General features: G+C 72.9%; 13 protein-coding genes. 3 read left to right on the top strand and 10 right to left on the bottom strand.

What is annotated here, in order from left to right:
- Nucleotides 1-23: 23 nt before the first annotated feature.
- Nucleotides 24-977 (top strand): sigma-70 family RNA polymerase sigma factor, encoded by a 954-nt coding sequence (locus DV20_RS08195; RefSeq protein ID WP_043777942.1) that lies wholly within the window; start codon nucleotides 24-26, stop codon nucleotides 975-977.
- Here DV20_RS08195 and DV20_RS08200 read toward each other — a convergent pair.
- From DV20_RS08200 to DV20_RS08210, 3 genes are all read right to left on the bottom strand, one after another.
- Nucleotides 949-1,719 carry an ABC transporter permease gene (locus DV20_RS08200; protein WP_043777945.1) on the bottom strand — a complete coding sequence of 257 codons (771 nt, stop codon included), beginning with the start codon at nucleotides 1,717-1,719 and terminating at the stop codon, nucleotides 949-951. The two genes, DV20_RS08195 and DV20_RS08200, sit on opposite strands and share 29 nt — an antisense overlap.
- Before the next feature lie 63 nt (nucleotides 1,720-1,782).
- On the bottom strand, nucleotides 1,783-2,349 hold the full coding sequence (locus DV20_RS08205; protein WP_043777947.1) for a carboxymuconolactone decarboxylase family protein: 567 nt from the start codon (nucleotides 2,347-2,349) through the stop codon (nucleotides 1,783-1,785).
- Nucleotides 2,350-2,370: 21 nt separating this feature from the next.
- Nucleotides 2,371-3,729: an MFS transporter gene (locus DV20_RS08210; RefSeq protein WP_043777949.1), complete on the bottom strand. Its 1,359-nt coding sequence runs from the start codon at nucleotides 3,727-3,729 to the stop codon at nucleotides 2,371-2,373.
- Nucleotides 3,730-3,753: 24 nt separating this feature from the next.
- Between DV20_RS08210 and DV20_RS08215 the strand changes: the two genes are divergently transcribed.
- Nucleotides 3,754-4,203, top strand: a complete 450-nt coding sequence (locus tag DV20_RS08215) for a MarR family winged helix-turn-helix transcriptional regulator (RefSeq protein ID WP_043777951.1) — start codon at nucleotides 3,754-3,756, stop codon at nucleotides 4,201-4,203.
- Here DV20_RS08215 and DV20_RS08220 read toward each other — a convergent pair.
- A complete protein-coding gene (locus DV20_RS08220) occupies nucleotides 4,200-4,904 on the bottom strand; it encodes a carboxymuconolactone decarboxylase family protein (protein ID WP_043777953.1) in 705 nt (234 codons plus the stop codon). The genes DV20_RS08215 and DV20_RS08220 overlap by 4 nt on opposite strands.
- Before the next feature lie 102 nt (nucleotides 4,905-5,006).
- On the opposite strand from DV20_RS08220, the gene DV20_RS08225 reads away from it, so the two are divergent.
- Nucleotides 5,007-5,606 (top strand): TetR/AcrR family transcriptional regulator, encoded by a 600-nt coding sequence (locus DV20_RS08225; RefSeq protein ID WP_200876373.1) that lies wholly within the window; start codon nucleotides 5,007-5,009, stop codon nucleotides 5,604-5,606.
- A 31-nt stretch (nucleotides 5,607-5,637) separates the two neighbouring features.
- Here DV20_RS08225 and DV20_RS44760 read toward each other — a convergent pair whose 3' ends face one another.
- The 6 genes from DV20_RS44760 to DV20_RS08250 form a co-directional block, all read right to left on the bottom strand.
- The gene (locus DV20_RS44760; protein ID WP_152603656.1) at nucleotides 5,638-5,838 is read right to left on the bottom strand and encodes a hypothetical protein; all 201 of its coding nucleotides are present in this window, start codon (nucleotides 5,836-5,838) and stop codon (nucleotides 5,638-5,640) included.
- A 123-nt stretch (nucleotides 5,839-5,961) separates the two neighbouring features.
- Nucleotides 5,962-6,501 carry a DinB family protein gene (locus DV20_RS08230; RefSeq protein ID WP_043777959.1) on the bottom strand — a complete coding sequence of 180 codons (540 nt, stop codon included), beginning with the start codon at nucleotides 6,499-6,501 and terminating at the stop codon, nucleotides 5,962-5,964.
- A 5-nt stretch (nucleotides 6,502-6,506) separates the two neighbouring features.
- The gene (locus tag DV20_RS08235) at nucleotides 6,507-8,318 is read right to left on the bottom strand and encodes a hypothetical protein (protein WP_043777962.1); all 1,812 of its coding nucleotides are present in this window, start codon (nucleotides 8,316-8,318) and stop codon (nucleotides 6,507-6,509) included.
- Nucleotides 8,315-9,394 carry a serpin family protein gene (locus DV20_RS08240; RefSeq protein WP_043777964.1) on the bottom strand — a complete coding sequence of 360 codons (1,080 nt, stop codon included), beginning with the start codon at nucleotides 9,392-9,394 and terminating at the stop codon, nucleotides 8,315-8,317. The genes DV20_RS08235 and DV20_RS08240 overlap by 4 nt, the downstream gene beginning before the upstream one ends.
- 253 nt (nucleotides 9,395-9,647) lie before the next feature.
- The gene (locus DV20_RS08245) at nucleotides 9,648-10,922 is read right to left on the bottom strand and encodes a deoxyguanosinetriphosphate triphosphohydrolase (RefSeq protein ID WP_043777969.1); all 1,275 of its coding nucleotides are present in this window, start codon (nucleotides 10,920-10,922) and stop codon (nucleotides 9,648-9,650) included.
- 34 nt (nucleotides 10,923-10,956) lie between these two features.
- Nucleotides 10,957-11,610, bottom strand: coding sequence for a YdcF family protein (locus DV20_RS08250; protein ID WP_043778071.1), 654 nt, complete (start codon nucleotides 11,608-11,610; stop codon nucleotides 10,957-10,959).
- Between the last annotated feature and the right edge of the window lie 14 nt (nucleotides 11,611-11,624).

The raw sequence follows: 11,624 nt of genomic DNA on the forward strand, positions 1-11,624 counted from the left end.
GCCCCTTGCGGCACACTCGGGGCATGGCCTCCACGACCACGACCCAGGACGCGCTCGCCGCCCAGTTCGCCGCGCACCGCGGCCACCTGATCGGCGTGGCCTACCGGCTGACCGGCACCCGTGCCGACGCCGAGGACGCCGTCCAGGAGTCCTGGTTCCGCCTGGCCGGGCTGGACGACGCCGGCCGGGCGGCCATCCGCGACCTGCGGGCCTGGCTGACCACGGTCGTCGGCCGCATCTGCCTCGACCGGCTCAAGTCGGCCGCCGCGCAGCGGGAGCGCTACATCGGCAACTGGCTGCCCGAGCCGGTCGTCACGCCGTTCGGGCGGCCGGTCAGCGAGGACCCCCTCGACGTCGCGGTGCGCGACGACGGGCTGCGGATGGCCGCGCTGGTCGTCCTCGACAAGCTGACGCCGGAGCAGCGCGTCGCGTTCGTCCTGCACGACGCCTTCTCGGTTCCGTTCACGGAGATCGCGGACGCGCTCGGCGTCTCCGTCGACGCGGCGCGCCAGTACGCGTCCCGCGGCCGCAAGGCCCTCGCCGACGCCGACCCGGCGCCGCGCGTCCCGCTGGACGACCAGGCGAAGATCCTCGAGAAGTTCGTCGTCGCGCTGCAGGCCGGGGACGTCCGGGCGATGACCGAGCTGCTCGCCCCGGACGTCGTGCTCATCGGCGACTCGAACGGCAAGGGCCGGACCACGCGCCAGCTCATCGTCGGCGCGGACAAGATCGCCCGGTTCTTCGTGGGCCTCACGCGGAAGTACCCGTCCGGGGTGCTCACCAGCGGCACGCCGGTGCTCGTCAACGGCGACCTCGGGGTGTACCTCGCCCCGCAGCCGGCCCGCGACGGCCTCTTCGCCCTCGACGAGCACGTTCAGGCGATGACCGTCCGCGACGGCCGGATCGTGGCGATCTACGACGTCGTCAACCCCGACAAGCTGGCCCGGATCACACGTCCCGGCGACGCGCCTTCGTGATCCCGGCGGCCAGCAGCACAGCGGCGAAGGCCCCGAAGTAGGCCAGCGCCCAGCCCGGGCTCAGCGGCGAATCGGACAGGACGGTGGCGTTGCCGCCGTCCCGGCCCGCGTTCGCCTCGCCGTGCCCGCTGAGGAACTTCGTGACGGCGTTCAGCGGCAGCCACCGGTGGATCGCCTGCCCGGCCCGCGGGATCAGCAGGACGACGTTCTCGGCCATCAGCGGGTAGACGACGAGCAGCGCCACGGCACCGGCCGTGTACCGCAGGAGCAGGCCCACGCCGACCCCGCAGACGGCGGCCGCCGCGAACACCGGTCCGGTCCCGGCGACGATCCGCCAGTCCGCGGCGCTGTCGAGGGCGAGGTCGGCGTCCGGGGCGAGGACCCGGGCCACCAGCCAGGCGGTGAACGCGGCGGCTTCGCCGAGCAGGAACGCGTACCCGGCGACGAGCGCGGCCTTGGCCACCAGCACCGGCGTCCGGCTCGGCACGGACTGGAAGGTGCCGTGGATCGTGCCGGTGTGGTATTCGCTGGTCACGGCGAGCGCGCCGAGCAGCAGCACGGCGATCAGGGCGAGCTGGTAGCCGAACTGGGTGCTCGCGACCGTGGGCGGCAGGTGGGATTCGGAGGCGCTGAGCGCGGTGATCGCGGCCGGCATGGCCATCGCGACGAGCGCGAAGAGGCCGCACGTCCAGGGCGTGGCGATGCTGAAGAGCTTGATCCGTTCACTGGCGACGAGGTGCATGCGGTGAACGGTCCCGCGGCGGACCCCGGTGGCGCGTCCCACCGGGGTCGGGTTCGGCGCCTCCTACGGGAGCGGGACCCGGCACGCCTCGCCGGAGGTGAAGCCCTGGTCGACGAGGCCGAGCGCGCTGTTCATCCGGGCGCGGGAGTTCTCCAGCGCGATCTGGTAGGTCAGCTCGAGGAGGCCGTCGCGGCCGAATTCGCGCTCGAGCTCGGCGACCTGCTCGTCGGTCACGCTCACCTGGTCGGCGGACATCGCGTCGGCGTAGGCGAGCGCCAGCCGCTCGGGCCGGCTGAACGCGGGCGAGGTCGCGTAGTCGTCGATCTTCGTGAGCCGCTCGATGTCGAGGCCCTCGTGCTTCTGCAGCATGGTGCCGAAGTCGACGCACCACGAGCAGCCGATCCGCGTCGCGACCCGGTACACGGCGAGCTCGCGCACGTTCGCCGGAAGCTTCTTCGACGCCCGTTCGGCCAGCAGCTCGTGCACCAGGTACGTCCGCAGCAGGCCGGAGTGGTGCGCGGTGACGGCCATCGGCTCGGGCACCGCGCCGAAGCGGCGGCGGGCGATCCGGTAGGCGAGCTTGAGGAAGAGCCCGGCTTCGGACGTCTTCTTGGCGGGAATGCGCGGCATGGCGGTCTCCTTCGTCTCGGTCTACGGGCTGGACGAGACGGCGCCGTCCGACGTGACACGCGGCGACGTGAGCCACGCCACCAGCATCGTCACGGCCGCGGCGGCGAACACGACGGTGAGTCCCGCCGCGGCCAGCCCGCCGGTCGCGGCCAGCGCGAGCCAGCCGAACACCGCGGCCCCGGCCAGTCCGCCGGCCTGCCGGGCGAAGGTCAGCGACCCGAGCGTGACGCCCAGCAGCGTACGGTCGGCCCGCGTCTGGCCGAGGACGGTGTAAGCCGACGTGCAGACGGCGAAGGCCGCACCGATCGCGAACAAGCCCGGGGCGAGGAGCCAGGGTGCGCCGTCGAAGGCGGCCGCGGCGGCGATCGCGGCGAGTCCGGCCGTGCCGAGCAGGCAGCCGGCCCGGCCCCACGCCGTCATGTCCGGGTGCCGCCGGGCCAGTGCGGCGAACGACGTCGAGAAGGCGAGCTGTCCCGCGGTCATGGCGACGAGCAGCAGGCCGGTGGCCGCCGCACCCGCGCCGGACGCGGCGACCAGGGCGACGTAGGTGAAGGTGCCGTAGAGCGCGGCGCCCGCCAGGCCGTTGACCACCACCGCCCGCTTGAGGACGGTGTCCGCGAACACCTTTGGCGAGATCAGCGGGCTCGGCGTGCGGCGTTGCCGCCGGACGAACAGCAAGCCCGCCACCACGGCCGCGCCGAGCAGCACCGGCGTCCACAGTGGACTGCGAGCCAGCGCGTCGACCGTGCCGAGCGCGACGACGGCGGCGCCCGCGACGGCCAGCAGAGCGCTGCCCGGGACGTCGAACTTCTCCTTGTCCCGACGCGGTTTCGCAGGCAACCCGCGCAGCCCGAGCACCAGGGCGGGCACGCTCAGCGGCAGGTTGACCAGGAAGATCCACCGCCAGCCGGGCCCGGCCGCGAGCACCCCGCCCAGCGGCGGCCCGCCCAGGGTGGCGGCCGCGAACACCGCCGTCTGCCGGCCCTGGCGGCGCAGCAGTTCGTCGCGGTCGAACAGCTCGCCGAGCGCGCTCATCGCCGTCACGATCAGCCCGCTGCCGCCCAGGCCCTGCAGCGCCCGGGCGGCGATCAGCGAGCCGAGGCCGGCCGCGGCGGCGCACCAGGCGGACGCGGCGGCGAACACCAGGACCGACCCGGCGAAGCAGATCCGGCGGCCGTACAGGTCCCCGAGCCTGCCGTGCAGCGGCGTCGCGACGGTCAGGGTCAGCAGGCCGGCGGCGGTGACGGCGACGAGCCCGGTACGGGCGTGCAGATCGGCGCCGATCGACGGCAGGGCCGCGGTGAGGACGAGGCCGTCCAACTGGGCCATGGCCATGCCGAGCAGGAGCCCGGCGTAGGCGAGCTTCCGAGATGCGTGCATAAAGCACACGTTATAGTGTGCCTTATGCACACATCAAGCCACGGTGGCCCGGCACTCTTCCGCTTGGTGCGGCACTGGGCGCGTCAGTGGGCCCCCGACGTCGTCGAGCGCTTCGCCGCCGGCGCACCGGCGTCGTGGACCGTGCCGAACCTCTTCGTCATCCAGGCGATCGACGGCGCGACCGGCGAGGAGGTGACCGTCGCGGACGTGGCCCGCCAGCTGGGCATCGACCGTTCGGTGGCCAGCCGGATGGTGACCGAAGCGGCGCGAGCGGGCTTCGTCGTGCGCTCGACGTCGACGCGTGACGCGCGCCGCGCGGTGCTCACCCTCACCGACACGGCGAAGGAGTTCCTCGACGCTTCGCAGGCCCACCAGCGCCAGGCGTTCGAAGCACTGGTGGGCCACTGGCCCGAGGAGGACCGCGAGCGGTTCGCCGGCTACCTGAGCCGGCTCGCGGACGAAGTCCTCGGTTAGGCCAGGATCGCGTTCAGCGCTTCCCAGGCGTGCCAGGCCCGGGTGACGCCGAACTGCGCAGTGAACCGCAGCGCAGCGCGGACGTCCTCCGGCGACGCGCCACCTCGCAGCGCACGCCCGACGTGCGTGCGGAACGTGTCGGCGAGGGTCTGGTAGTGGACGTCGACACTGAGGCTCACCAGACCGCGCTCGCGTTCGCTGAGCGTGCCCGGCCCGTGCCCGGTGCGCATCCGCGACTGCAGGTCGAAGTAGCCGGTGAAGTGCGGGTCCAGCTCGGTCAGCCGGGCCCGCACCGCGTCCGGCAACGGGCTGGGTGCCGCGTCCGGCCCGGTCGACACCAGCTCCGGGGCCAGGGGTTCGGCGTCCGGACGCGCCAGGCCGAGTTCCGCCTCGAGCTCGGCGATCCGCTCGACACCCGCGGTCGCGGCGTGGTAGCCGCAGTCGTAGGAGACGAACCGCAGCAGTTCGCGGATGTCCGCGGTGGACACCCCGGCCGCGAGCCCGGCCCGCACGTGGGCGGCGAAGGCCAGGCCCAGGCTCGCCTGGCAGACGTCGGCCGTGACGCACAGGAAGGTCTTCTCGCGGTCGGTCAGCTCGGGGATCGACCGGACGTACCCGGCGGTGGCCCCGACCATCTGGGCGAAGACCGGGTCGAGCGCGGCCAGCCGTTCGAGGTTCGACGGCGTTTCGGTGGTGGTCAAGTCCGTGCTCCCTCAAGTTGGTGAACGTTCGTAGCGCTACAGCGGTAGTGCGAATGACGCTACACCTGTAGCGCAATAGGTGTCCAGCTACACTGGGTGCCGATGGAAGAGACCAGGAGGCGGCCGAACGCCCGCGGCAAGGGCGAACTGCTGCGCGAAGAGATCGTCACGGCCGCCGTCCGGATGCTCGACGAGCTCGCCGACGACGAAGCGCTGTCATTGCGGGCCGTCGCGCGCGAGGTGTCGATCGCGGCGACGTCGGTCTACCTACACTTCCCGGACCGCGACGCCCTCGTGCTGGCCGCGATGCAGCGCTGCCACGAGGAGCTGGTCCGCACCGGCGACGCCGCCGCGGCCGCCGCCCCGGATCCGGCGGCCGCGTTGCGCGCCCGGATCCTCGCCCAGGCGGAGTGGGCGCGGGAGCATTCCGGGCTCTACAAGGTGCTGCACGAGAGCAAGGTCCACCGGCGGCTCGGCATGCCGTTCAAGGAGGTCATGGTCGCCCGCACGACCGAGGCGGTCCAGGCGTGCATGGACGCGGGCGTGGCTCCGGCCGGCGACGCCGCGACCGTCGCGATCGACCTGCGGACGGCCGTCAACGGCATGCTGGCCCAGCGGATCAACGAGCCGGACCTGCCTTGGCCGCCCGCGGTGGAGCAGCTGGACCGGTTCCTGGCCAAGCTGGTCGGCCTGCGGCTCTGACCGGCGGGATGCGGCTCGGGTAGGCCGCGCTTCAGCCGTCGAGGAAGGTGAGCACCCGCGCGAGGGCCGACTCGGCGTCCGGGAACCGGACCGCCACCCGGTCCCGTTCGCACGCTTCGGCCCACGCCCCGAACTCGGCGAACGGCCACCTGGCGGTCATCGCGGCGGTCGTGGCACCCGCCGCCCAGTCACGGGCCGCTTCCCGCGCACTACGACGTTGCGTCCCGGCCACGCGCCCATCTCCTCGAGCAGGACCTCCGGGCCGAGCACGCGGCGGAACACCCGCAGGAGGGTCCCTTCGTCATCGGCCCTCGGGGTACCAGCCGTTTTTCACCCGGTCCAGGATAACGGCCGGCTACTCCCCCGTGCTGCCGTCGAGCGCCTCGCGGATCAGGTCGGCGTGGCCGTTGTGGCGGCTGTACTCCTCGACCATGTGGACCAGGATCCAGCGCAGCGTCGGCGCGCTGCCGTCCCCGCGGGGACGCCGGGCCCGCTGCGTCAGATCGCCGTCCGCCAGCGCTTCCGCGACCGCCGCCCGGGCTCGGCCGACCGCCGCCGCCCAGAGTTCGCGCAGCTGCTCCGGGGAGTCCCGCACGGCCGAATCCCAGTCCCAGTCCGGCGTGGCCGCCCAGTCGACCGCGTCGAACGGCGCCATCCGGTCGCGGCCGCCCAGCACGTACGCGAACCAGTAGTCCTCCACGTAGGCCAGGTGCTTGAGCAGCCCGCCGAGCGTCATCGTGGACGGCGGGTGGGTCGCGCGCAGGTCCGCCGCGGCCAGCCCGGCGCACTTCCAGGCCAGGGTTTCCCGGTGGAAGTCCAGGAAACCGAGGAGCGTGGTGACTTCGTCACCGTCGAGGGGCGGCTCGGGGCGGCCCTGTTCGTCCACAGTGGTCATTCCCATCACGCCGTCAGGGGACGGACGTCCCAGATCCACACGCCGCCGACGAACTCCGCGGGCTTGCGCAGCAGCAGTTCCACAGTGGACTTCAGGGCTTCCTGATTCTGCCGGGGCCCGACCACGAGCACGCTCGCTTTCCAGGCCCGCAGGTCCGTGAGCGCCTGGGTGCGGTCGGCCTCGGTGACCTGCGCCGCCTGGCCGGTGCGTTCCACCTGCGCGAACAGGTCCGACGTCGGCCGCGGGACGGCGCCGTAGCGGCCGCGGCGGTCGTCCGGGGACGTCGGGCCGACGAAGTAGCCTTCCGGCATCGGGTAGCCGAGGCCCGCGTCGACCTGCCAGTGCAGCGGCTCGGCCTCCCCGGTGCTCGGCAGCGGCACCGGCACCAGCGACCCGCCCGGCGCGACGTACTGGCGCCAGATCCCGTCGGCGAAGAACGGCGGCGAGAGGGGACGCTGGTGCGTCACCAGCTCCGTCGGCGCGATCGGCAGCAGCACGGCCACCACCGCGCCGATCCAGATCATCCGCAGCGGGAACGCGGGCTTGCCCTCCGGCGGCGCCGTCAGCTGCGCCGCCGCCGTCCAGACGCGGTGCGTGGCGATCGCCAGGAGCGCGCCCACCGCCGGGATGCAGCCCATGGCCAGGCGGGATTCGAGCAGCGAGTCGAGCAGCGGCAGCTGGCCCAGCCACTTCCACGGGCCGGCGACGCCGGTGTCTTCGTGCGCCACCGTGATCTCGATGCCCAGCGAAAGCAGGGCCATGACGTACATCGTGATCGCCAGCGCCCGCGAAACGACGTCACGCCACAGCCAGATCGTCAGCATCACCATGAGCACGATCAGCGGCCAGCCGAAGAACGCGTTCTCCTCGGTGCGGTTCATCGAGACGTCCGCGGCCGCCTCGGGCGCGCCGGCGACCGACTGCGTCGCGAAGCGCGTGAAGGCCGCCGTGTCGTTGCCGGCCGAGCCGTGCAGCAGCGAGTGGAAGCTCTGCGGGCCGAAGAACTGCCAGTACAGCGGGAATCCGGCGATCAGCAGGGCCACGACCGCGCCGATCCCGACGCCCTTGCCCAGCGGCGCCAGCATGCCGCGGATCTCCGCGCGGTGCGGGATCAGGTACGCGACCGCGAACACGATGAAGGCGAGCGCGAAGATGGCCAGCGGCTCTTCGCCCAGCAGGATCTGCCACGCGACGAGCACCCCGAGCACGATGCCGTTGCGCACCGGGCGTTCGCCGCGCGCGATCTGGATGGTCTTCAGCGCGATGAACGGCAGCACGAACAGCACGACGAAGTTGGGGTGCGCGTTGCCGTGCGAGATCATCGGCGGCGCGAAGCCGCAGAACGCGCCGCCGATCGCGGCCGCCGTCCGGTTCGGCACCAGGTGGCGGGAGAACACCCAGTACCAGCCGGTCGCGGTGCCGGCGAGTCCGGCGGTGAGCACGATGGCCCAGGTGAGTGTCGCGCCGAAGGTCAGCGTGAGGGGCGCCAGCGGGATGTTCAGGCCGAACATCGCCGCGTTCGCCGCCATGTTGACGCCGAGCGGGTAGTTCTGCAGGTCCGTGGTGAACGGGTTCTCGAAGTGCAGGACGGCCTTCGCGACGACCGTCGAGTACCACTCCCACTGGCTCTGGTCGGCGCCGCCGTTCCAGAGGTAGCCGCGCTTGAGGTCGAACCACAGCCCGTTGTAGAGCAGGATCGTGAACAGCAGGAACCCGCCGGCGATCGCGGAGTCCGGCCACGCCCAGCGCTTCGGGCCCTCGGGCGGTTCGGCGGCGGGTGGCACCAGCTCGGGGACGGCTTCGGACTTCAAGCTCACGGTTCGACCACCCTGGCGAGGAAGTAGAGCGCCCCGGTCCCGGCGTGCCGGACCAGCAGCAGGAACGGCCGGTCCACCGTGACGGCGACCGGGTCGTCGATCATCATCGAGGTGAGGCGCATGACGAGCGCGGTGGCCGCGGCCCCCTCGAAGCCCTGTTCGTCGACGCGCAGCACGGCCTGGTGCAGCACCTCGGACACGGTCAGCCGCGGGTCCGGCGAGAGGCCGGTCAGGTCGGCGAGGTCGGTGAACAGCGTGCGCACGCCGAGGCCGCCCAGCACGCCGGCGAGCTTGCCGGACTCGTCGAGCGAGACCTTGGGGAGCGCGAGTTCCACCGGCTTGAAGCGGATTTCGCCGAGCAGGGCCGTCAGCTTCGCCTCGTCGAGCTGGGTCTCCGCCTCGGCGAGGTCGCCGTCGGGCAGCAGCACGACGGCCTGCAGGCCACCGGCCGCGACGAGCTGCACCGCCTGCCAGCCGCCGGCGTGCGCGTAGCCGACCTTCTCGCTGAGCCACATGGTCGGCACGTCCCGCGTGCCGGACGGCGCGTGGAACGGCGCGTCGCCGGTGTTGGCCTCGCGGAAGGGCAGTTTCCACGCGGCCTTGAGGTAGAGGGCGTTGACGAGCACGGCGGCGACGTCGGAGTCGATCGAGCCGGGCGGCAGCAGCTGCGGGATCAGCCCGCGCGTGGTCCGGCCGACGTCGTCGTTGATCATGGCGCGGGCGGACTCGGGCTCCTTCTCGAAGGGCGCGCTCGCGACGGCGGCCCCGGGCCACTCGGCGAGTGCGGCCTTGAAGGAGTCCTCGAGCGGGAGCCGGTCGTCCGCCCACAGCGTGTTGGCGACGGCGAGCTCGGCTTCGTCTTCGACGAGCTGGGCGGCCTCCCGCAGCAGGACGGTCTGCTCGTCCGGGTCACCGAGCAGCGCGACGAGCTCGTCCCGGGTCCCGCCCCGCGCGGCGCGCGCGGCGAGGGTCAGCGCACTGGCCACCGAATACGGCGAAAAGCAGGTGTTCCCGCCCCCGGCACCGAGGGCCGCGTGGACGGCGAGGGCGAACCGGAGGTGGCTGTCCGTGGCCATGCGGGCGAGACTACCGGAACGCCACCCTTCACCGGCCCCCCACGCGCAACTCCACCCGAGGATGACAAATCCGGCGAAAGTTTCGCGGCACCAGCCGCACGCCAACAGGCATTTCCCGTGCCCAGCCGGGCATCACACGTGTCCAGCCGGGCATCACCCGTGTCTGGGCGGGCATCACACCCGATGCCCCTCCAGTCACGTGTGATGCCCCTCCAGTCACGTGTGATGCCTCTGCGGTCACGTTCGAGATCCGTCAGCGGTGGAGGCGGGTGACGTGCCAGGAGTACCAGACGTGGGCTTGGGCGTCGGTGAGGGAGGCGACCTGGTCGACCACCACGCGGAGCAGGCCGGCGTCGTCCGCGGCCGCGTCCCAGGCCGGGACGAACAGCGGGTCGAGGGACTCCGGGGCCCGGCGGGCCAGCGCGTGGACCAGCTCGATCAGCAGCTCGCGCTGGCCCTCCTGCATCGCCAGCCGTCGGCGGTCGCTCATCACGTACCGCAGGGCCAGCGCCTTCAGCAGGGCCACCTCCGCCGCCACCTGCTCCGGGACGCACAGGTTCGCCCGGTACCGCCCCAGCGGCCCCTCGCCGTACTCCTCGCGCGTGCCCGTGACCGCCGCCGTGGTGAACCGGCCGACCAGCTCGCTGGTCAGCCGTTTCAACGCGACCTGGGCGCCCGGCGACCCGTCCGGCTCCGCCGAGACCAGGGCCGCCACCACCGGCAGCTCCAGCAGTTCTGCGGCCGCATCCTCCAAAGTGGACACCGACTGGGCCGAAAAGTGCTTCGCGGCGGCCTCGGCGACGGCCGCCCGCTCGTCCGGGTGGGCGAGCACGCGCAGCTTGATCCGGCCGGCGAGCACGCCGTCCTCGACGTCGTGCACCGAGTACGCGACGTCGTCGGCCCAGTCCATGATCTGCGCTTCCAGGCACCGCTGCTCCGCCGGCGCCCCCGCGCGAACCCACTCGAACACCGGGACGTCGTCGCTGTACACGCCGTACTTCGCCTGGCCCGGCCGGCGCGGCCACGGGTACTTCGTGGTCGCGTCCAGGCACGCGCGGGTCAGGTTGAGCCCCACCGGGTCACCCTCGGCGGACAGCAGCTTCGGCTCGAGGCGGGTGAGAATGCGCAACGTCTGCGCGTTGCCCTCGAATCCCCCGCACGCCGTGGCCACCTCGTCGAGCGCGCGCTCGCCGTTGTGCCCGAACGGCGGGTGCCCGATGTCGTGCGCCAGCCCCGCGGTGTCGACCAGGTCCGGATCGGCGCCCAGCTCTTCGGCGATGCCCCGGCCGATCTGCGCGACTTCCAGGGAGTGCGTCAGCCGCGTGCGCGGGACGCCGGTGACCTCGGCGCCCTCCCCCGGCCCGACCACCTGGGTCTTGCCGGCCAGCCGCCGCAGCGCCGCGGAGTGCAGCACGCGGGCCCGGTCGCGGGCGAACGCGCTGCGCCCGTCCGCCCGCGCGCCGGGCAGCGCCGCGCCCTTGGCCGGCTCCGGCAGCAGGCGGGCGGTGTCGTGCTCGGTGTAGTCCACCCGACCAGCGTAAGCGGAGCCACCGACAGAACGCTCAGCCCAGGAACGTCGCGAACAGGTCGTCGGCCGGGGTCTTGGTCAGCCGGTAGTACAGCAGCGCGCCGGTCTCGCGGACGATGTACCGCACCTGGGTGACGCGTTCCTGGACGATCGGCCCGCTGTGCGTCGGCGCGGTCCAGGACTCCAGGCCCAGGTCACCGGCCATGGTCCGGGCGCGGAAGGAGTGCCACGGGTCGCTGACCAGCACCGCCGTCCGCCAGCCGCGTGCCTCGACCTGCTGGGCGACCGCGCGCAGGCTCCGCAGCGTGTCGCTGCCTTCGCCGACGGCGAGTGTCGCCGACGCCGGCACGCCGCGCCGGGTCAGCCAGAGCTGCCCCGCCCGGGCCTCGGTGAAGTTGTCCTCGGCCTTCTTGCCGCCCGCGGTGACGATCGTCTTCGCGACGCCGGCGTCGTAGAGCTGCTTGGCCTTCGCCAGCCGGGCGGCGTAGATCTCCGACGGCCTGCCGTTGTACTGCGCCGCGCCCAGCACCACGATGACGTCGGCGGGCGTCCGGTCGTTCTCGCGGGCCACCTGCCACACCCGGAACGCGGTGCCACCGACCAGGGCCAGCAGCACGAGGACCGTCCCGAAGGCGATCCGGCGCGCCCAGCTCGCGAGCGACGGTTTGGTGCGTTCAGCGGTACCCACCCGGCCCATTCTTT

This window comes from Amycolatopsis rifamycinica, assembly GCF_000695625.1.
Classification (GTDB): Bacteria; Actinomycetota; Actinomycetes; order Mycobacteriales; family Pseudonocardiaceae; genus Amycolatopsis; species Amycolatopsis rifamycinica.